The sequence below is a fragment of the Massilia glaciei genome, assembly GCF_003011895.2.
GTDB classification, from domain to species: domain Bacteria; phylum Pseudomonadota; class Gammaproteobacteria; order Burkholderiales; family Burkholderiaceae_D; genus Telluria_A; species Telluria_A glaciei.
This window is the reverse complement of the sequence record NZ_PXWF02000312.1, coordinates 18,149-39,420: the sequence shown is the minus strand read 5'-3', so window position 1 is coordinate 39,420 and position 21,272 is coordinate 18,149. Positions and strand designations below refer to the sequence as shown.

Sequence of the window (21,272 nt, the reverse complement as noted above, 5' to 3'; positions counted from 1 at the left end):
GCGCCCCCCCCCCCCCCCCGACCGTCTCGCGCGCCTCGGCGTCGCCGACGCCGAGGCGCTCTCGCCAAACTCGGCGCGCGTGCGCGCGCCGGCCGGCGCGCTCGACGCCGCCAAGGCCGGCGCCGGCGCGCACGCGAGCACCGCGCCGTCGTATTACACCGCCGACACCGGCGAGGAATTCCTCGCCACCGGCCGCATCTTCGTCACCTTCAGGCAGCCGCCCTCGGCGCAGGAACTCGACCTGTTCGCCGGCCGCTACGGCCTGGTCAAGCGCCAGATGTACAGCGAGCGCGAGGGCCTGTTCCAGCTCACGCTCCACACCGGCATGGACGCGGTGGCGCTGGTGGTCGAACTGACCGAGCGCGAGCGGCTCGTCGACATGGCCGAGAACGACCTGAACTACCGCGCGCAGACCTACCAGTTGGCCATCCCGTCCGACCCGGCCTACGCGCAGCAATGGCATTTGCACGACATCGCCGATCCCGCCTTCGACCACCGCGCCTCCACCAATTGCGAGGCCGCATGGCGCCTGCTCGACCACTACGGCGATGCCGATGTCGTCGTCGGCGTGACCGACGATGGTTGCAAGCTGTCGCATCCCGATTTCGACTCGCCCGGCAAATTCGCCGGCTGGGGCTACTTCCGTGGCGAGCGCCTGGTGGCGCGCGGCGACATCGACGCCGATCCCGCGCAGATGTACAAGAACGGGGCCAACCACGGCACCTCATGCGCCGGGGTCATCGCGGGCGAGGCCGATGCCGTGCTGACGGTCGGGGCCGCGCCCGGCTGCCGGCTGCTGCCGATCCAATGGGAGTCGTCGGGCCAGTCGCTGTTCATCAGCGACTCCAAATTGCGCACGGCGATCGACTTCCTGGCCGACAAGGTCGATGTCATGTCCAACTCCTGGGGCATGAGTCCCAGGGCGGAGCACGCGCAGCAGGTCCTCAGGCGCATTGCCGAGCTGTCGGCCGCCGGGGGACGCCGCGGCAAGGGCATCGTTTTCCTGTGGGCGCGGGCAACGGGAATTGTCCGATCCAACACACCGCCACGGTCGACGTGCCCTTCGACCACGGCTGGCGCTTCAACGCCGACGGCACCCGCAGCTGGGTCGGTGTGCGCACCGCGCGCCAATTCCGGCACAACCTGGCGGACCTCGACGGCGTGATGCACATCGCCGCGCTGGCCAGCAATGCCCAGCGCAGCCATTATTCAAACTACGGCAGCGGCATCGCGCTGAGCGCGCCGTCGAGCAATAGCCACGAATACGGCCGCATGACCGTGCCCGGCCTCGGCATCACCACCACGACCGGCGCGCCGGGCGGCACGACGGCCGACTTCGGCGGCACCTCGAGCGCGACGCCGCTGGTGGCGGGCATCGCCGCGCTGGCCATCTCCGCCAACGCGCAGCTGAGCGCGGCGCAGGTCATCTCCGTGCTCAAGCGCAGCGCCTCGAAGCAGCTCGACCAACGCGGCTACCCGCGCACGCCGCCGGCCAGCTACGACCCCCATCCCGAACAATGGGACGTGTCGCCGATCGCCCCTTTCGACACGGGCGACTTCAGCGACATCGGGCTGGCCGACGGCAGCTGGAGTCCCTGGTTCGGACACGGCCGGGTCGACGCGGCCGCCGCCGTGGCGGCCGCGATCGCGCTGGGCGCCGCCCCGCCCGGGGGGCCCGTCCTGCACGGCGGCGCCGCGCCCAACCTGCCGATCTCCGACAACCAAAGCCCCGGCGTGCGCAGCGAGATCCGCCTGGGCGGCCGGCAAGTGGTGGGCACGCTCGCCGTCAACGTCGACATCGCGCACAGCTATGTGGGGGACTTGCGCGTTTCCCTGATCAGCCCGCGCGGCCGGGCCATCGTCCTGCATGAGCGCGAAGGCGCGCGCGGCGCGCAGCTGCGCAAGCGTTATTCACCCGCCACCACGCCGGCGCTGGCCGGGTTGGCGGGCGATCCCGTCGAGGGCGCCTGGACCTTGCTCGTGCAGGACCTGGCGCCGGCCGACAGTGGCGTGTTGCGCAGCTGGGACATCACCGTCACACCACGTGCCGAGCGCACCGTGCGGCTGCGGGACGACGCGGGCGTCAACATCCCCGACCGGCAGGCTGTCGAACGCCAGCTCGACATGGCCGACGGCGGGCGGCTGGCCCATATCGCGGTCAAGCTCGACATCACCCACAGCCATATCGGCGACCTCAAGGTCAGCCTGGTCCCGCCGTCTGGCATCGGCGTGCCGCTGCACGACCGAAGCGGCGGCGATGGCGCCAAGCTGATCCAGACCTACAGCTCGGCGTCCCTGCCGGACCTGGCCGCCTTGCGGGGCAAGCCGATGCAGGGGACGGTGCGCCTTCAGGTGAGCGATCTGGCCACGCGCGATGTCGGCAAGCTCAACAGCTGGAGCCTGGACATCGATCTCAACGACTGATCTTGGGCACCATGGTTTGCGGGGCTGGGTTCGCGGTTGAAGCGGAACATATCGTCAAAACCAACGACCCCGGGAGCCGGAGCGTTGCGGCCCCATACTGGTGGCGCCGCCGCCCGCCATGCCTAATGTGGGCGCCGCTACGCCTCGCTGGCAGTCTGGAGAGGTTCGAAAACCAGGGGCGTCGACGGTCGGGACACCGCTTTATTGCTTCAACACCACCTTAATCCCTATACACTCACTGCGCATCGGGCAGCAGTGACGGCACTGATCTTGTTGCTTCCGGCGCTGATTGGGTTCCTGCCGGCGCCCCGCTCCACGGTATTGCATTCGAATTTTCAAATTCCCGCACATGGGTGTTATTCCCCGAATGACTTTCGCCTAAATCTTGATGAAAAATCGAGCGCAATGGCATTTTCTCTGGTTGCAGTCGAATGCACTCCATTGCATGCCGATCAGATATACTTAGGTGAACCGCCACTATTAACCCGACCCTGCGAGGATCAAACATGACCACCCCGAATTTCCGAGAGCGCCTGCGCCATGGCGAACCGATGATGGGCACCTTCCTCAAAACACCGTCTGCCATCGTGTGCGAGGTGCTGGGACTTACGCCGCTCGCGTGCGTGTGCATCGACGCAGAACACGCCCCGTTCGGGCGCATGGAACTCGACAGCTGCCTGGCGGCCTTGCGCGCCGCCGGCATGCCGGCGCTGGTGCGGGTCCAGACCGGCACCGCCGGCGAGATCCTAACTGCGCTCGACTCCGGCGCCACGGGCGTGGTACTGCCGCATGTGATCACCGGCGAGCAGGCGGCCGAAGGCGTGCGACTATCGCATTATGGCAATGGCGGTCGGGGTTACGCCGGATCGAGCCGGGCCGCGGGCTACACCACCAAAACGATGGCTCAGCATCTGCGCGACAGCGCCGCCACCACCACGGTCATTGCCCAGATCGAAGACCGCGAAGCGCTGCCCAATCTCGATGCGATCGCCGCCACCAAGGGCATCGACTGCCTGTTCGTCGGCCGCATGGACCTGACACTATCGCTGGGCGCGACCAGTCCGCTCGCCCCGATCGTGATCGACGCGGTTGATCAAATTTGCGCGGCCGGACGGCGTCACGGCAAGGCGGTGGGCATGTTTGTGCCGGGCGGCGAAAACTGCGCCGACTGGCAGCGCAAAGGCGCCACCCTGTTTCTGCTGGCCTCGGACCAGCAGTTCATGATCGATGGCGCGCGCGCCCTGATGAGCAAGATCGCGGCGCCGGCCTGACGGCCAGCCGCCCGCGCCGCCCGCGCGGTGCCGCGCCGGTCGATGCCGCGCGGCGCCCGCCTCACATACGATTGCGCCCACGCTTGGCGCCGGCGCCGGCCACGATGTCCCGAAACGCCTTCGCGCTCGGCTTCGGGGTGCGCACAAAGCTCTTCCGGTCGACCGCGACCAGTCCAAACCGCGGCTCGTAGCCCGAGCTCCACTCGAAATTGTCGAGCAGGCTCCAGTGAAGGTAGCCGAGCACCGGCAGGCCCTCGGCCACGCATTGGGCGAGCACCGCCACCGAGGCTTCGAGATGGACGCTCCTTTGGCGGTCGTCGATGGTGTCGATGCCATGCTCGGAGACCAGGATCGGCGCCTTGCAATGGCGGTGCGCCTCGCGCACCACCGCGCCGAGCACGTCGGGCGAGGCATCGGCGCCGTAGCGGTTGAGCGGCACCCCCGCCGGCGCCGGCAGGTAGCCGTCCGGCCCCGTGCGCAGGCGCATATACGGCTGCACGCCGACGAAGTCGTCGGCGCCGGCGGCCTCGTAGAACGGGCCCCGCGCCTCGTCGAAAACGCGCCGGTGCAGCTCGGCGCCGCCTGGGCCGGGCAGCAAATCCTGCAGCGCTAGCGTGAGGCCGACCTTCAGCCCGGGCACGACCGACTTGATCGCCTGCGTCGCCAGCACGTGGGCCTTGAGGCAGCCATCGCGCGCCTTCAACGCATCGCCCAGGAAGTAGGCCGCGAAGCGCTCGGCGCCGAGCGAGCGCGCCGCTTCGGCGGCCACGTTCGCCTCGCCGGGATACGGCTGGTAGCCGCGCATGACGTAAGAGGTCACCTGCGCGTTCGGTTCGTTCATGGTGCAGGCGGCCCCGATCAGGTCGCCGAGCGCGCGCGCGGTCCGCTCGCAGTAGCGGGCGAACAGGCTGGCCACCGCCGGGTTCTCGAAACCACCCATCACGGCCACCCAGCGCGGGCTGGTAAAATGGTGGAAGGTGACGATCGGCATGATGCCCACTTCGCGGCAGCGCAGACACATGCGCCGGTAGTGGCCCAGCGCGGCTTCCGAAAAGTGGCCCCGCTCCGGCTCGATGCGCGCCCATTCGACCGAAAACCGGTACGCCGTCAAGCCCATGCCATGCACCAGGTCCACGTCCTCGCGCCAGCGGTTCCAGCTGTCGCAGGCGTCGCCGGACTGGTCCTTGAATTTGCTCCCGCGCGCGTGCTCGAGCACCCAGTAGTCGCTGTTGACGTTATTGCCCTCGATCTGGTGGGCGGCGGTGGCCACCCCCCAGACAAAGCCGGCCGGCCAGGCCTGTTTGGCGGAGGCGGAGGCCTTGCCCGGCGCGGCCGAGGAGGCGAACCCCTGGCCCGCGATGAGTGCCGCCCCAAAACCTCCGATGACCTGCCTGCGTGATGTGCTCATGGCTGCCTTTCTGGCCCCGCTGTCGGCGCGGCCCTTGTTTGACTGCGGATGCGTATGTGTATCTCATCTTTAATATACAACGCAGAAACAAAAAAATGAACATAAAATTGCATCCGAAGTCAACAAAACACGTTGAACGCCAGCGGCTTGCTGCCCGCAGTTCGGACGCCGGGCCAGCAGCTGGCTCCCGCGCTCGACAAGCGCTGGCACGGGCTAGCGCATCGGGACGGGCAACCGGCAACTCCGACAGGCCGCCATGTGGCGCGCCCCCCCCTTGATCGCCAAGACTGCGAATGCATTCTTTTGTGACAAAATTCCAACCATAGAAACAGGATCCTCGATGATTACCAAAGAAGCTGCGCAAAAAATTGTTTGCATTCGAAGTCAGTTCGGCGAATAATAGGCCCTACCAACTCAACCAACCCAACCACATCGGGAGCAGCCAGAATGATCCGGTACCTCAAGCAGGGCAAGCCAGCAGACCAAAAGCGCGACATCGACAACCAGGTGCAGGCCACGGTCACCGCCATCCTGAGCGACATCGAAACGCGCGGCGACGCCGCCGTGCGCGAATACTCCGAAAAATTCGACAAATGGGCACCCGAGTCGCTGCGCCTGACCCAGGCCCAGATCGACGAATGCATCGCCTCGCTGCCGGCCCAGGCGCTCGACGACATCCGCTTCGCGCAGGCCCAGATCAAGCGCTTCGCCCAGGTCCAGATGCTGTCGATGCGCGACGTCGAGGTCGAAACCCTGCCCGGCGTGGTGCTCGGCCACCGCAACATCCCCATGAACTCCGTCGGCTGCTATGTCCCGGGCGGCAAATATCCGCTGCTCGCGTCCGCGCACATGGGGGTGCTGACGGCCAAGGTGGCGGGCGTCAAGCGCGTCATCGCCTGCGCCCCGCCCTACCAGGGCAAACCGGCCGCCGCCATCGTGGCCGCGATGGCCATGGCCGGCGCCGACGAGATTTATGTCGTCGGCGGCGTGCAGGCGGTCGCCATGATGGCGCTGGGCACCGACAGCGTCGAGCCGGTCGACTTTTTGGTCGGCCCCGGCAACGCCTACGTGGCCGAGGCCAAGCGCCAGCTGTTCGGCCGGGTCGGCATCGACCTGTTCGCCGGCCCCACCGAAACCATGGTCATCTGCGACGACACGGTCGACGCCGAACTGGTCGCCGTCGACTTGCTCGGCCAGGCCGAGCACGGACCGAATTCGCCGGCGGTGTGCGTGACCACCAGCGCCAAGCTGGCCGCCGAGCTGCCCGGCCAGATCGAGAAGGTGCTCGAGCGCCTGTCCACGCGCGACGTCGCCAGCGTGGCCTGGAACGAGTACGGGCAGATCATCCTGTGCGACAGCGACGAGGAGATGCTGGCCGAGTCCGAGCGCATCTGCTCCGAGCACGTGCAGGTGATGACGCGCGACCCGGACTGGTTCCTCGCGCGCATGACCAACTACGGCGCCGCCTTTCTGGGCCACCGCACCAATGTCTCGTACGGCGACAAGGTCATCGGCACCAACCACACCCTGCCCACCAACGGCGCGGGACGCTACACGGGCGGCCTGTGGGTCGGCAAGTTCATCAAGACCCACACCTACCAGCGCGTGCTGACCGACGAGGCGTCGGTCATGATCGGCCAATACTGTTCGCGCCTGTGCGCGCTGGAGCACTTCGCCGGCCACAAGGAGCAGGCCGATATCCGCGTGCGGCGGATGTCCAAATGACAGGCCAACACTTGCCGCTCGCCGGCAAGGTCGCCCTGGTGACGGGCGGCGCCGGCGGCCTGGGCCGGGCGATTTGCCATGAGCTGGCCAGCGGGGGCGCGCAGGTCTACGTCGGCTACCACCGTTCGGCCGACGCCGCCCGCGCCGTGGCCGCGGCCCTGCCCTGCCCCGAGCGCGGCCATCTGGCCGCCGCGGCGCCCGTCACCGACAGCGCCGCCCTGGCCACGCTGGCCGGGCAGATCGCCGCCACCGCCGGCCGCCTCGATATCCTGGTCAATTGCGCCGGGACCACGCGCTTCGTCGAACACGCGGACCTCGATGGGCTCGACGACGCCCTGATCGACGACATCCTGGCGACCAATGTGCGCGGGCCGCTGGCCGCGGTGCGGGCCCTGCGCCCGCTGCTGTGCGCCAACCGCGACGGCCTGGTGGTCAACATCTCGTCGATCGCCGCCTCGTCCGCCATGGGCAGCAACATCATGTACTGCGCCTCCAAGGCGGCGCTCGACAACATGACCAAGTCGCTCGCGCGCGCGCTGGCGCCGGCGATCCGGGTGGTTTCGGTGGCGCCCGGCCTGGTCGACACCGATTTCGTGCGCGGCATGGACGCCGCCTGGCGCGACAGCCAGGCCGCGCGCACGCCCTTACAACGGCTGGCCGAGCCGGAGGAGATCGCGCGCGCCATCTCCGCCGTGGCCACCCACCTCACATTTTCCACGGGCACCGTCATCGCCGTCGACGGCGGACGCCCACTCGCTTGAACAGTAAAGGATCCACCGTGCCACTTTCCCCCTCCCTGCGCGAGCGCCTGGTACGCTACGAAGAACTGCGCCCCTGCACCAACGCCTTCATCGATGCGCGCAGCCCGGGCAGCGACCAGAAGGAGAATTTCACCATCATCGGCCCCGGCGTCGCCGAAAATCCGCACCAGCATGTGCACATCACCGAGCCGCACGGCTTCAACATCGGCGCGGCGCGCCAGCCGCCCGGCTGCACCAATTCGCTGCACAGCCACACGACGGCCGAGGTATTCGTCATCCACACCGGGCGCTGGCGGTTTTTCTGGGGCGAACATGGCGACGCGGGCGAAGTCTTCCTGGTACCGGGCGACACGATCTCGATTCCGACCGATGTGTTCCGCGGTTTCGAAAACGTGGGCGACGGCATGGGCTTCATGTTCGCGGTGCTGGGCGGGGACGATCCCGGCCGCGTCCACTGGGCCCCGCACGTCATCGAGAAGGCGGCCGGCTACGGGCTGGTGCTGCTCGAGAGCGGACGCCTGATCGACACCACCGAGGGCGAGCAGATCCCCGCCGGCGCGGCCGTCGTCCATCCATCCCCGCGCGGCGAGATCGCGCACATCCGCGCGCCCCTCGCGTCCGAAATGTCGCTCAACGTGGCGCGCGGCGCGGCGGCGCAGCCCATGCCGGGCGCCTTCCTCGGCGCCGGGGCGAACCGCGAAACCGTCGTCATCAGCAACAGCGAGGCGGACGGCGCGCAGGCGCAGATCGCGCCGCCGCACCATTTCGGCCTGCGCAAGCTGTCCTTCGACGCCGGCGCGGCCACCCCGCTGTACACGCGCAGCGGGCCCGAAGTGCTGCTGGTGCAGGCCGGCGAAGTCTCATGGAGCAACGACGCGGGGGATGAAGTGACCCTGAGGGCGGGCGACACATTCACGGTACCGTCGGCTATGCGGCGCCAGTTGCGGGCGCTGACCGGCGCCGAGCTGTTCATCGTGGCGACCAATCCGGCCACGCCATGACCCCGACCCTGGTTTTTTTGCCGGGGTCGCTGTGTGATTCGCGCGTGTGGCAAGCGGTGTACCTTTCGTTGCGCGCCGACTACCCCTGCATTGACTGGAACTACCCGCGGGACGACAGCATCGCGGCCATGGCGACGCGGGTGCTCGAGGCCGTGTCCGGGCCCTTGCTGCCGGTCGGCCTGTCGATGGGCGGTATCGTCGCCCTCGAGATGTGGCGCCAGGCGCCGCACCGGCTCGATGGCCTCGCCCTGTTCGGCACCAATCCCGGACCCGACACGCCCGAGCGGCGCCAGGCGCGCGCGGGCCAGATGGAACTGGCGGGCCGCGACGGGATCGAGCGTCTCGCGCGCGAGAGGCTGGCGCCGGCATACCTGGCGCCGGGCGCGGCCGGGCGCGAGCCATTCACATCGACCGTGGCGGCGATGGCGGTCAGCGCCGGCGTCGAGGTCTTCGCGGACCAGTCGGACGCCCTGGCCGGACGCGCCGATTCCTGGCCCATCCTGCCCGGGATCGACGTCCCCGTGCTGGTGGCGTATGGCAGCGCGGACCGGGTTTGCCCTCCCGACGGCCACCTGCGCATGGCGGGCTTGCTGCAGCGCGGCAGCGGCGTCGCGCTGGAGCGGGCGGGACACCTGGCGCCGCTCGAACAAGCGGCCGAGTCGGCACAGGCCTTGCGCAACTGGCTGGCATCTCTGCATTGAAAGAAGCGCGGCGGAACCGGCGCCGCCCCCCCCCTCAAACAAGCAAACCAACATCGTTTTCGTGCATGCACACTGCTGTCCGGAATGAAAACCTTGACATGGCGATGCGCTGAATCGGTCACTATCGTTTCAGAAATCGTATCGCAGGGGACTTAGATACCAAAAATCAACGTCATCCCCGCGAAAGCGAGGATGACGTTGGCTATTTCATCGATGAATGCAGCTTCTCGATTTCTACAGCGTAGACCCCAGTTTTTGCAGTGGTGCAATGTCAAGAAAATTATCTGGAGAGCAGTGCGTGCATGCAGGGACGATGTTGGTTTTTAATGTTTCGGCTCTTTTCGCTCGATTTCTAGAGCGACCTCGATACCAGGATTAGCATTAGCAAGTCCGCGACGGCAACCCGGCCTTCAACCAAGCCCCCCGTACCACCGCGATCGGCGCTTCCGCCTTTGTGGCCCAGGCGCATGCGCAATCGGCGGCATCGCTGCCCGGAATGCAGCAGGCGCAGGACGGCGCCGCGCGGCCACGCCGCGCAAGCTGCTGGACGACCTCGAAGGCCCGGGCCAAGGCGATGCGCGCGGCACGGCCGGAATACGGGGCCAGTTCAGCCGGCATGCCGCCCACCGCTCTTTGCGCGCACCCCGGCTACCCGAATGATCGACTCAGCAAGTGACAGCTTCGTCTTGCATCACCGCGACTGTCGAGAACAAGTCCTTCGGGTCGTCCAGCGACGGGATCAAGGCGATGCGCTGGCCGAAGCCGTGCGCCTCGGCGCTGTCGTACATGAAGCGCAGCGCCGAGAAATCCTCGAGCGCGAAGCCGACCGAATCGAATACGGTCACTTCCGTGGCTGACGTGCGCGCGGCGGCCTGGCCGGTGAACACCTGCCACAACTCCGTGACCGCGAAGTCGGCCGGCATCTGCTGGATCTCGCCCTCGATGCGCGATTGCGGGGCGTATTCGACGAACACGTTCGCGCGCGTGAGGATGTCGGCGTGCAATTCTGTCTTGCCGGGGCAGTCGCCGCCGACGGCATTGATGTGCACGCCCGGTTCCACCATGTCCGGCGTGAGGATGATCGCCTGCGTCTTGTCGGCGGTCACGGTGGTGATGATGTCGGCGCCGCGCGCGGCCTCGGCGGCGCTGCCGCACATTACGATGGCCAGGCCGAAAGGGCGCAGGTTGGCCACCAGTTTTGCGGTGGCATCGGGGTCGACATCGTAGAGCCGCAGCGTGTCGATGCCGACCAGGTACTTGAATGCGAGCGCCTGGAACTCGCTTTGCGCGCCATTGCCGATCAGCGCCATGACGCGGCTGTCGGGCCGCGCCAGCGATTGCGCGGCGAGAGCGGACATGGCGGCGGTGCGCAGCGCCGTGGTGATGGTGAGTTCCGAGAGCAACAGCGGCGAGCCGGTGTCGACGTCGGCATAGACGCCGAAGGCCATCACGGTGGACAGGCCCAGGCCCGTGTTGCGCGGGTGGCCGTTGACATACTTGAAGGCGTAGCGGTGGTCGTCCGAGACGGGCATCAGCTCGATCACGCCGAACTCGGAGTGGCTGGCCACGCGCGCCGATTTGTCGAAATCGGGCCAGCGCGAAAAGTCCTCGCGGATATTGGCCGCGATGCTCCGAAGCGAGACCTCGAGCCCGACTTTGCGCACCAGCAGCGCGGCTTCGGGCGCGCTCAGATAGAGCGTGCCAGTGGTGGAGAATTGATTGACGGCGTAATTGTTCATGATGAAGAGCTTCGTTGTGTGATGAATGGAGGAATATCGCGTTGCGCCCGCAAACGAGGCGCGGCAACGCCGCCAAGCGGCGCCCGATGCACGCCTGGACGGCGTGGCGGGACCTGACGCATCGACCACTGCATCCAGTATTGCTTGTCGCTGCGCGCCGGGAGCGCCCGCGCGGGGCGCTCCCGGCATTGGTGTTGCCTAGGAGTCGTTCACATCAAAACCTGTAGCCGGCGGTGATGCCATAAGTCCGGCCTGGCGCGTAGTTCGCCAGCAGCGACCGATGGCTGGAATACACGGCCCGGGTGATGATCGCCTCGTCCTCGACGTTGTTGACGAATGCCTGCACCGTGATCTTGTGATCAGCGGTCCGGTAAGTCAGGCGCAAGTCGGTCTTGGTGTAGGCGTCGTTCTTGCCAAAATTGGGCGTCAGGTCGGTGAGGATGTAGCCCGAGTTGTAGTAGGTCTGGATCTCCGGCGTCAGCGTGCCCGCATTGCCCAGCGAGAAGTCATGGGCAAGGCCGATCTGGAGCGTATGCTTGGGCGAGAAAGCCTTCGGCCCGGTGTACCTGGTCCCGTCGCGCCCGACCCCGGCGATCACGTAGCGGTATTGCGGAACGCCGCCGGTGACCACCGGCATGCCCTGGGCGTCGACCACGGGAATGAACCGGTTCGGATCGGTGCGCGGATTGGGGAACGGCGTGCCTTGCACCGCATTCGCCTCGCCCGTCGCCGGGATGCAGCTGGGCGTGACGCCGCACAGGCCGGCCGCCCCACCATAGTTGAACGTGTTGACGGCGTAGTCGATCTCTTTCGCGTCGAGCCAGTTGTACGAAAGATTGGCGCGGAAGGTCTTGGTCGGCCGGAACACGGCATCGAGGTCGAGGCCGTAGGCGCGGTCCTTGCCGATGTTCTGGACGAGCGCGATCACGCTGGTCAGCGGCGCATTCGGATTGGGGATCGAGGTCTGCGCCTGCAGATCGCGGTAGTCATTCCGGAACACGGCCGCGTTGAGCGTCAGGCGGTTGTTCAAGAACGCGTTCTTGGTCCCGAATTCGATCGCCGTGACCTTCTCCGGCGCGAACGACAACAAGGTGGGAACGCCGGCGATCGTCACCGGCCCGCTGTTGAAGCCACCCGCATGGGTGCCGGTCGAGTAGCTGGCATAGACCATGTGGTCGCGGTCGAACTTGTAATCGACGGCCTGGCGGTGGGATATGTATTTTTCGGTGTTGCTGCCGCAGACGAAGTTGTAGGCCTTGTCCGTCGGCGTGGCCGACACCGAGGCCGGGTTGGCCGCGATGAAGCCGCCGCAGGTGTAATCGATCGGGTCGTTGATGCCGTGGACCAGGTACGCGCCGGGACCGGTTGGACTGGCGTTGAAGCGCGATGTCTTCAGTTCCTTCTTGTCGCTGGTGTGGCGCACACCGGAGGTCAGCGTGAGCTTGTCGAAGAAGGTGTAAGACAGCTGGCCGTAGGCGGCGAGCGAGCGGGTGTTTTGCTCCTGCGTGCTAAAACCGTCCCACGCGAAAGTCTGGTTGAAGCCGGCGCCGGAAGGCATCTGGTTGAAGTCGAAGGGATAATACTGCTGTCCCGCCGGCGCGGTCGCCGTGACGTAGCTGCGGTTCTGGTTGGTGACGCTGAGGTCGCGGTTGGTGTCGTCGAAGTAGTAGGCGCCGGCGATCCATTGCAGCGGACTGGCGCTGTTGTTCGACAGAATCTGCAGTTCCTGCGTGAACGTTTTGGACGTCGTCCCCCCGTACGAATAGTTCAACAGCACCGGCGTGAGGCTGCCGGCGGTGCGGATGATGTCGAAATCGCTGTAGCCGGTGATCGAGCGCAGGCGCACGTTGCCGACGTCGAGGTTGATGGTGGCGCCATACTGCTGCTGCGAGCCCTTGCGGAAGGCGTCGCCCGCGAAGTTCACGGTGTAGGGATCGGCCAGCGTCGGAATGCCGACGTCGGCGCCGTTGACATCGGCGATGCCGTCGCGGTAACGCGCGTCGTAGGGCATGCCCACGCCGGTCCAGCTATTGCCGTTGAAGCCGTTCGGGAAGGCATAGGTGGCGCCGTTATAGGTCAGCGATTGTCCGGGGGCCCGGATCAGGCTCGGATCGATCAGGGTGCCAAGGAACTTGTAGCCGAAGCCACCCAGGCCCTGACCGCCGAGATCCAGATACGAGGCGCGCAACAGCACCTCGAGCCCGGGCATCGACGACGGCGCGATGCGCAGCGTGCCGCGGATGAATTTCTGGTCCTCGCTGCCGAGGTCGCCGCCGGTGCCGATGTTCTTGACGTAGCCGTCCGACTTTTCGACCAGTCCGGCGAGCCGCAGCGCCACCGTCTCGTTGATGGGGACATTGACGAAGCCTTCGAGCCGCTTCTGGCCGTTATTGCCGATCATCGTATCGACGCCGCCTTCGAAATAATCCTTCGGCTGGGCGGAGTGGAACACGATGTTGCCGCCAAAGCTGTTGCGTCCGTAAAGCGTGCCCTGCGGGCCCTTTTGCACCTCGACGCGCGCCAGATCGACGATCGGCGGCACCTGGCTGGTGCGCGACTGGTAGATGTCGTCGACGTAGATGCCGAAGCGCGGGTCGCCATTGGCCGCCACGTTCTCGGTATAGGTGCCGCGCATCGCCGGGCGCAGGTCGGATCCGGAGCGCCCCATGCGCACGCCGGGCATGAGCTGCTCGAGGCGGTCGACGGTGGTGACGTTGGCATTCTTGAGCTGATCACCGGTCAGCGCCGAAATCGACAGCGGCACCTTTTGCACGGACTCGGAGCGGCGCTGCGCGGTGACGGTGACGACGGCCACCCCCGTGTCGCTTTCGGCGGCCTTCGCGGCCGCGACCTTCGTCGGGGCCTCGACCTTCTTCGGGGCCTCCTCTGCCGCCTGGGCAAAAGACGCCGCCGGGAACAGACAGAATGGAACGGTGGTCCAGATGAGCTTCCTCAGTTGCTTCGAATTTTTCGATTTTTTCATTTTAGATATCCCCTTAAAGACGGTGACCGGATGGCCACTCAATGTTATTTGCATTCGAAGTCAAAATCAATCGAATTTGTAAGCAATTGATTTTCATGCGACAGTCGATGTATTTGACGAAAATTCAGGCGTAAAAACACATATTCACTGCATTCGAAATTATTCGCGCAGCCGCGACAAGGCCGGATCGGCGAAAAAGCGCAGGTCGTCGAGGATGTCGAGGCCCATCTGCTGCAGCATGTGCGGCACGTCGATCATCACCCAGTTGTCGATGATCTTGTCGTCGCGGTCGAGCCGGTACCAATCGGCGACCCGCATCTCGACCTTGCGTCCGGTCGGCGGCAACCCGAGCCACTGCCCGCCGGTGTGGGTCGCATGGATCGAGGGCCAGCCGCCCGTCACGGCGAACAGGCCGTCGCCGATGCGCGTGTAATGGCCCGGCCCGTCCTCCGGCCCGGTGGGGTCGCGCGCGATGCCGGAGCGGTCCGGAAACGCCTGCAGGAACAGCGCGCCGTGGGATTCGCGAAAGCCGCGCAGGCGGCGCGCCGAGCCGATCCCCGCGGGGCCGTACCAATTCATATTCTCGTGCCAGTGCCGGCTGTGGCGCGAGGCGGCGCTGCTGACGCTGACGACCTCCCCGGGCTTGGGCAGGCCCAGCTGCATTTCGCGCACGATCGCCATGCTCAGGGCGCCGCGCTCGGCGGCGACGGCGTCGAGCGTGGCGCCGCTGTCGATCGGCGGCAGCGGCCATTGTTCGGCCGAGCCCGGCATCCGGCGCAGCGGATAGCAGCCGGCCTGCCGCATCAGGTCGGGGATGTCGAGCAGGACATACGCCTTGGCGAACTTGCCATCGCGCACAATCGCGTTGAAGCCGAAGCGCAGAAAGGCGAGATTGTGGGTCGGCGGGATGGTCAGCCACCGGGCCTCGAACGACCCCATCACGTGGCCCAGCGTGCTCACTTGCTCGCGCCCCTCGTACTCCCCGGCAAGGACCTGGCCCAGCCGCTGCTCATAGTCGGGAAACGCGCGCTTGAGCGGCCCCCAGAACTGGCTTGCGACATTGTCGAGTCCGTCTATACGGTTGAACGGATGGAATATCTCCCAGCGGCAGTCGCCGTGGCAGAACCGCTCCAGAACGGCGCCGATGTCCTCGACCGGCGTGTCCGCAAGTTCCGTCAGGAAGCGCGCGGTCAGCTGTTTGTTTGCGAGGTGCTTGCTCATACCTTGGTCTCCATTAATATCCGCCGGGTTGCCGCGAGAGGGGCGGCGCGCCGGCGATGTCCGGCAATGCGCTGCCGCCGGACGGTGGGGGAAAATAGATCGATGGCTAGATGGCCTTCGCGCCGTCGATCGGATTCGCATCGCGCTCCGCCTTGTGCTTGAGCGCCAGCGCCGCCTTGGTGGCGTCGTGCGTGCCCTTGGTGACGCGCAGCATCGCGTAGAAGACCGCGGCGATCAAGCCCGGAACGGTCGACAGCACGAAGGCCGCCGCCAGCGCCATCAGCACCGGCTGCGGCACCTCGCCCGGCACCGCCTTGACGGGAAAGGCGATCAGCGCCAGCACGAACCCGGCCAGGGCCGTGCCGAGGGCCTGGTCGACCCGCGCGAACAGGGTGCGCGTCGAATACAAAATGCCCTCCTGGCGGATGCCGTATTTGAGCTCGTTCTCGTCGGCGATGTCGGCCAGCGCGGAATAGATCGTGGTCGTCATGATGCTGTAGGGGGCGTGCTGCAAGGTCGAAAACGCGATCAGGATGAACAACAGGCCGGGGGTGTCCGGCCCCAGCACGCCGTAGTAGCCGAGCGCGAGCGGAATCGCCGGCCCGACGCTGTAGACGGCGAGCGCGGCCGCCCCGGTCCAGCGCTTCTCGAAACGGCGGTGCAGCGCGGTGACGGCGGCCGAGCCGAAGACATATCCGGCCAGGCTGCCCACCGCGAAGAAGGCGATCTGGTCGTTCTTGAGGCCCCAGAAGAAGGTCGCCCCGTACAGCCACAGGCCGCCGCGCACGCCGTTCATGAGCGAGAGGAAAAAGAAGCCGATGAGCAAGACCACATAGTTGCGGTTGGTTAAAGCGCGGCCCATGTCGCGCATCCATTCGGCCAGCCCGAAACGCGGCTGCTCCGGCTTGGCCTGGGCAAGATAGGGAATGCGCCGGCGGGTGATCATGCTCGAGATGAACAGGCAGGCGATGATCATGCCGGCGAAGGTGGCCGCGAACACCGGCCAGCGCTGCGGGTCGAGGGCGCCGTTGGGAAAGCCGGGGCCGGCCCGGAAGAACCAGGCGAAGCACAGCACCCACCCGAGCGTGTCGCCGATCCACAGGAAGAAGGTGTTGTAGCTCATGATGCTCGAGCGTTCCAGATAGTCGTCCGACATCTCGGCGCCAAGCGCCAGATGGGGCGTGTGGAACAAGGTCATGCACTGGAGCAGCGTGACATTCATCACCACCAGCCAGGCCAGTTGGGCGAACTGGTCCAGGCCTTGCGGTGGATTGAACAGGAAATAGAAACAGGCCGAGGCCGGCAGGATCGACGCGAACATGAACGGATGGCGGCGCCCGAACCGCGATTTGGTGCGGTCCGACCAGGAGCCGACGAGCGGATCGAACAGCGCGTTGACGATCAGGCCGAGCGAGAGCGCCAGGCCGACCTTGTCGGCCGGCAGGCCCAGCACCTGGTTGTAGTAGAGCAGCAGGAAACTGCTGGTCGTGGTGTAGACGATGGCCTCGGCGGTGCTGCCGAGCCCGAACGCCATTTTCATCGGCGCCCGCAGGGGCGGGGCGCCGGTTTTCCCGGCGCCGTGCGCGGGAAGCGAAGTCATGCCGCCACCCGTGGCTGCCACGGGGCCCGCTGCACGGCCGCCTCGCCGGCCTGGTCGCGGACCACGGCGTAGCCCGACAACCTGCCGCCGCTGACCTCGAAGTTCGCCGCCACCAGCGAAAACCCGGCGCTGCGGCGCGCCGACGGGCCGAGGCGGTAGACCGCGTACAGCGCCGCGCCGCGCTCGCCGGCGCTGAAGGCGCGCAGCAGGAAGGGCCGCACGCGGTAGTCGCCGGGGCCGCCGTCCGACTCCCATTGGCGGGCGAGGTCGAGGCCGATTTCCTCGACCGCCGCCACGCCCGCCTCCGACAGCGCGGGGTGGTCCTCGCGGCGCAGGGCGGCGTCGCGCCGCGCCTGCCACAGATCGGGGTCGAACGGCACGCCGATGGCCGGCTCGGCCGTTGCCGGCTGCCCCGGGCCCAGGCGCCAGACGCGGGCGATGTCCTCGCCATGCAAATCGGCGAACAGCGCGTGCTCGCCTTCGAACACGGCGATATGGCCATCGGCGGCGACCACCTGCGCCGAGGCCGGGATCGCCAGCGGCGCGTTGCGGAAACTCTGGACGATCGCCTCTTCGCCGTAGACCTCGACACCGAAGGCTTCGAGCCGGCACGGTGGCAACAGTTCCCCATGCGGCCGTTCGCCGGCCGCGATCTTGCGTAATGCCATCAATGCGCTCATTTTCCCAGTCCTCCGCTAATCTGGCGCAACACCGCCAACTCGTCGAACACGGTCATGTCCTCGACGATCTTTCCGGCCCGCACCCGGTAATGGGATATCGCCAGCACCAGCAGGTCGCGCCCGCTGGCCGGCCCCCAGACCCCGCCGCCGGCGTGCACCCCGGCCAGGCTCCAGCGCAGGGCGATGGCGACGTCGCCATGCGGCAGGGGCCGCGCCGCGATGTGGTCGATGGTGATCGCGGGGCGCTGCAGCGCGCCGCGCAACTGGGTCAGGCAGCCGATCCAGTAGCCGCGCCCGTAGCCGTGCCGGTTGCTCGGCCAGCGGATCTCGGCGGCGGGCGAAAACGCCTCGGCCGCCGCGCCGAACAGGTCGTGCCGCAAGGCGCTGATGAGCGCGTCGGCCGGCAACTTGGCGGGATGGTCGTCCGCTATCGCCACGTCGCCGCCCGCGCGCACCCGCGCGATCTCAAGCGCGCGCCAGGCGTGCCGGTCCTGGTCGCCCTCGCGGTCGGCCTCGGCCTGGCGCCGCGCCAGCTCCCACGGGTTGCCGCCGACCTGCCAGACGGCGCGCAGATTGTCGCGCACCAGCCATTCCTCGATGATGCGGTTGTTGCGGCACAGGCAATCGGCGATGGTCCGCGCGCCGGCCTCGTGGCAGCTCGCCGGGCCCAGCGTGGCGTCGTCGCCGAGGTGGGTCGAGCTGCTGACGATCCGGTGCGAGCTGTACAGGTTGCCGTCGCCCTCGTCGCTCCAGATCACGTCCTCGGCGATGACCTGGCGGTCGCTCGACATGGCCAGCGCGCCGATCGTGTTCTGCACCACCACCTCGCAGCCGACCTGCGGCCCGGCGAGCGTGTGCATCACGCAGCCCTCGCTGTAGTGGGTGCGGCACAGGCCGATGTCCTTCTGCTCCCAGATGCGATGGGTGCAGCGCACGATGTAGTCGACGAAGTCGCGGTACACGGCTTCATACCCGGGCAGCTCCTGGCGCCGCGGGCCTTCCTCGATGAGCTCGGCGAAGCGGCGGCCGACTGGCGAGAGCACCTGTGGATGGTCGTCCCAGCGGCTCATTTCCGGTACCCCTGGACGAGCACGCCGAGCTCGTCGAAAATCATCCATTCCTCGACGATCCGGTCGCCAGAAAAGCGCATATGGCTCACCCCCATCATGAAGACCTGCTTGCCGGCCGGGCATTCGCCCAGCACGCCGCCGGGCGCGGTCGTGCCCTCGTAGACCCAGCGCACCGCCACGATGACGCCGTCGTTCTCCTCGCTGTGGCAGACATGCTCGACCCGCATCACCCCGTCGGGCATCGCCGCCTGGATGTTCAGATAGAGCGCGCCGATGTTGCGCACGCCCTGGGCCACGCGCCCGCCCCCGGCATGGACCGTGGCGGCCGCGCAGTAGTAGCGCGCGAGCCAGTCGAAGCGCTTCAGGTTCCAGATGTTGTGGAACATGTGGCGCGCCCAGCCGTCGAGCGTGTCGGTCGGCAGGTCGAGCAGCTTGCGCGGGGTTTGACCTTCGAGGCGGGTCTCGGGCGAGACGATGAAGTGTTCCAGCGTGTCGGCCTCGGCCGCGCGCCGCGCCACCTCGTGCAGGTCGAATCCCAACTGGCGCACCTGGGCCCCGTTGTCGCGGATGAGCCACTCGGTGTGGATGCGGTTGTCGCGGCTGACGCAATCGGCGGCGAAGCGGATCGAGGAGCGGCGCCCGGTCCCGGGTCCGAGGCTGCTGCGGCCGACGTGCGTCGAGCGGCTGTGCCCGAGATGGGAGGTGTAGAAGCCCTCGTCCTCGTCGCCGCTCCAGGCGACGTTGAGGTGGTGGATCTCGCCGTCGGGAAACGCGTTGAGCGTCGTGATGGTGCCGGCGATGACCTCCTCGACCGAGCGCACGACCCCGTACGACGAGTAGATCGTGCAGCTGGCGTCGTAGGTGTCGTAGATGCGTCCGACCGCCCGCTCCATCCAAATCTCGTCGGTGATGCGCACGATGTAATCGACGATATCGACGAAATGGTCCTCGAAGCCGCGCATCGGCTGGGTGCGCGGACCGGCGGGGGCGCGCAGCTGCGCGGCATCGCATTTGCGGATCCGGGTCACCGGCGGCCGGGAAGGAAGGGTAAATGGCAGCTTGATCATTCGTTCAATTCTTTCATGCGAAATGGAGGGGTACTCGCCCTAGTCCGGCGCCCCGGGAGCGGCGGATCGACCTTGCCGCAATCGACCTTGCCGCAATCGACCCTGCCGCCACAGCCCGCGGGGCCGGCCCGGCGCAAATACATGCATCCGAAGTCAACCAGACTCGCTTCCGTCCGGCCGCCCAACAAAAGCACCTTTCCGCCGGGGCAACACAGCTACATCTGACGCTTGGCGCACGGCGCGTTCACGCCAAATCGAAGCCTAATAAAAAAACAGCGAGATCGCAATCGCTTGATCTGAATCAATAATAGACCTCGATTGCATTCGAAGTCAATCGGTTTGGCGAATTGTTGTAAAAAAGCGCGGCCGGCGCCCGGACCCTCTGCGCGAAGGGCGTTGCAGCCGCATGCAGCGGCAATCCGCTTTGCGTTATACTTTGCCACCGATAACCCATACCCCATCTTCATGGCAAGTAAAAAGCCCGCCCCAGTGAAAGCCGACGCCCCCGCCCGCAAGGGCCGCAGCGCGACCTCGTACGACGTCGCGCTGCGCGCCGGCGTGTCGCAGTCGGCGGTGTCGCGCCACTTCAAGCCGGGGGCCAGCGTTTCGCCCGAAACCCGGGCGCGGGTCATCAAGGCGGCGCGCGAACTCGACTACATCCCGAACGCGCTGGCGCGCAGCCTGATCACGCGCCGCTCGAACCTCGTGGCGGTCCTGATCTCCAACCTGACCAACCTGTATTACCCGGAAGTGCTGTCCGAGCTGAGCCAGCAATTCGTCAGCAAGGGCATGCGCATACTGCTGTTCACCGTGCCGCACGAGGAGGACATCGACCAGGTCGTGTCACAGGTGTGGCAGTACCAGGTCGACGGCGTGATAGCGGCCACCCGCCTGTCGCTCGAACACATCATGGAGTTCGAGCGGCGCGGCATTCCACTGGTGCTGTTCAATCGCACGCTCAAGGAGAAGGCGGTCAACGCGGTGGTCTGCGACCAGATCGAAGGCGCGCGCGACCTGGTCAGCCGGCTGGCCGCGACCGGCCACCAGCGCTTCGGCATCATCAGCGGCCCCAAGGACTCGGTGGTGGGCCAGGAACGCACCCGCGGCGCGCGCGCCCGCATCCTCGAGCTTGGCCTGCGCGAGCCGCTCATCGTGCCCGGCGAATACGACTACCAGAGCGGGGTGCGCGGCATGCGCGAACTGATCGACGCCAAGGGCAAGGCGCCCGACGCCATCATTTGCGGCAACGACATCATGGCCATCGGTTGTGTCGACGCGGCCCGCCACGAATTCGGCCTCGATGTGCCCGGCGCCCTCTCGATCGCCGGCTTCGACGGCGTCGAACCGGCGACCTGGCTCAGCTATCAGCTGACCACGCTGCGCCAGCCCGTTCAAAAAATGGCCCATTCGGCGGTCGACATGCTCGTTTCGCTGATCGGCAATGAGCAGGATTCGCCCGAGAAACGCGTGTTCAGCGCCGTCCTCATCGAAGGCAAGACCGCCCGCCTGCAGCAACCGCCGCAATAGCGGGACGCATGGCGGCGCGCCCCGGCGCCGCCCGCCCCCCCCTTCACCTTCCGCGCGCACGATCGGCCCGCCCGCTCCGAAATCGGCGCCGCCG

General features: G+C 67.0%; 16 protein-coding genes. 8 read left to right on the top strand and 8 right to left on the bottom strand.

Going from position 1 to position 21,272, the window contains the following annotated elements:
* From C7C56_RS30405 to C7C56_RS24730, 3 genes are all read left to right on the top strand, one after another.
* Positions 1-1,165 (top strand): S8 family serine peptidase (locus tag C7C56_RS30405; protein ID WP_219933224.1); only part of this gene is annotated, 1,165 nt, incomplete at its 5' end.
* Positions 1,057-2,424, top strand: coding sequence for a proprotein convertase P-domain-containing protein (locus tag C7C56_RS30400; protein ID WP_219933223.1), 1,368 nt, complete (start codon positions 1,057-1,059; stop codon positions 2,422-2,424). The genes C7C56_RS30405 and C7C56_RS30400, both read left to right, overlap by 109 nt.
* 506 nt (positions 2,425-2,930) lie before the next feature.
* Entirely contained in the window at positions 2,931-3,695 is a 765-nt protein-coding gene (locus C7C56_RS24730; protein ID WP_106760014.1) for an HpcH/HpaI aldolase family protein, read from the top strand.
* 61 nt (positions 3,696-3,756) lie between these two features.
* On the opposite strand, the gene C7C56_RS24725 is transcribed toward C7C56_RS24730, so the two are convergent.
* Entirely contained in the window at positions 3,757-5,103 is a 1,347-nt protein-coding gene (locus tag C7C56_RS24725; RefSeq protein WP_106760013.1) for a glycoside hydrolase family 1 protein, read from the bottom strand.
* A 447-nt stretch (positions 5,104-5,550) separates the two neighbouring features.
* On the opposite strand from C7C56_RS24725, the gene hisD reads away from it, so the two are divergent.
* From hisD to C7C56_RS24705, 4 genes are read left to right on the top strand one after another with little or no spacing between them, the layout of a single operon-like run.
* On the top strand, positions 5,551-6,828 hold the full coding sequence (gene hisD, locus C7C56_RS24720; protein ID WP_106760012.1) for a histidinol dehydrogenase: 1,278 nt from the start codon (positions 5,551-5,553) through the stop codon (positions 6,826-6,828).
* Positions 6,825-7,589 carry an SDR family NAD(P)-dependent oxidoreductase gene (locus tag C7C56_RS24715; RefSeq protein WP_106760011.1) on the top strand — a complete coding sequence of 255 codons (765 nt, stop codon included), beginning with the start codon at positions 6,825-6,827 and terminating at the stop codon, positions 7,587-7,589. The genes hisD and C7C56_RS24715 overlap by 4 nt, the downstream gene beginning before the upstream one ends.
* A 17-nt stretch (positions 7,590-7,606) precedes the next feature.
* The gene (locus tag C7C56_RS24710; RefSeq protein WP_106760010.1) at positions 7,607-8,590 is read left to right on the top strand and encodes a cupin domain-containing protein; all 984 of its coding nucleotides are present in this window, start codon (positions 7,607-7,609) and stop codon (positions 8,588-8,590) included.
* Positions 8,587-9,291: an alpha/beta fold hydrolase gene (locus C7C56_RS24705; protein ID WP_181373344.1), complete on the top strand. Its 705-nt coding sequence runs from the start codon at positions 8,587-8,589 to the stop codon at positions 9,289-9,291. The genes C7C56_RS24710 and C7C56_RS24705 overlap by 4 nt, the downstream gene beginning before the upstream one ends.
* Before the next feature lie 665 nt (positions 9,292-9,956).
* On the opposite strand, the gene ocd is transcribed toward C7C56_RS24705, so the two are convergent.
* The 7 genes from ocd to C7C56_RS24675 form a co-directional block, all read right to left on the bottom strand.
* Positions 9,957-11,030 (bottom strand): ornithine cyclodeaminase, encoded by a 1,074-nt coding sequence (gene ocd, locus C7C56_RS24700; protein ID WP_106760008.1) that lies wholly within the window; start codon positions 11,028-11,030, stop codon positions 9,957-9,959.
* Between the two features lie 214 nt (positions 11,031-11,244).
* Positions 11,245-14,013 (bottom strand): TonB-dependent receptor, encoded by a 2,769-nt coding sequence (locus C7C56_RS24695; protein WP_106760007.1) that lies wholly within the window; start codon positions 14,011-14,013, stop codon positions 11,245-11,247.
* Positions 14,014-14,172: 159 nt separating this feature from the next.
* A complete protein-coding gene (locus C7C56_RS24690; RefSeq protein WP_181373343.1) occupies positions 14,173-15,234 on the bottom strand; it encodes a nuclear transport factor 2 family protein in 1,062 nt (353 codons plus the stop codon).
* A 106-nt stretch (positions 15,235-15,340) separates the two neighbouring features.
* The gene (locus C7C56_RS24685; protein WP_181373342.1) at positions 15,341-16,834 is read right to left on the bottom strand and encodes an MFS transporter; all 1,494 of its coding nucleotides are present in this window, start codon (positions 16,832-16,834) and stop codon (positions 15,341-15,343) included.
* The gene (locus C7C56_RS29130) at positions 16,831-17,514 is read right to left on the bottom strand and encodes a hypothetical protein (RefSeq protein WP_181373341.1); all 684 of its coding nucleotides are present in this window, start codon (positions 17,512-17,514) and stop codon (positions 16,831-16,833) included. The genes C7C56_RS24685 and C7C56_RS29130 overlap by 4 nt, the downstream gene beginning before the upstream one ends.
* Positions 17,511-18,584, bottom strand: a complete 1,074-nt coding sequence (locus tag C7C56_RS24680; protein ID WP_106760004.1) for an ester cyclase — start codon at positions 18,582-18,584, stop codon at positions 17,511-17,513. The genes C7C56_RS29130 and C7C56_RS24680 overlap by 4 nt, the downstream gene beginning before the upstream one ends.
* Positions 18,581-19,651 (bottom strand): nuclear transport factor 2 family protein, encoded by a 1,071-nt coding sequence (locus C7C56_RS24675; RefSeq protein WP_106760003.1) that lies wholly within the window; start codon positions 19,649-19,651, stop codon positions 18,581-18,583. Before C7C56_RS24675 ends, C7C56_RS24680 begins: the two co-directional genes overlap by 4 nt.
* A 489-nt stretch (positions 19,652-20,140) precedes the next feature.
* Here C7C56_RS24675 and C7C56_RS24670 point away from each other — a divergent pair, with 489 nt between their 5' ends.
* Positions 20,141-21,178, top strand: a complete 1,038-nt coding sequence (locus tag C7C56_RS24670; protein ID WP_229458981.1) for a LacI family DNA-binding transcriptional regulator — start codon at positions 20,141-20,143, stop codon at positions 21,176-21,178.
* Positions 21,179-21,272 lie beyond the last annotated feature (94 nt).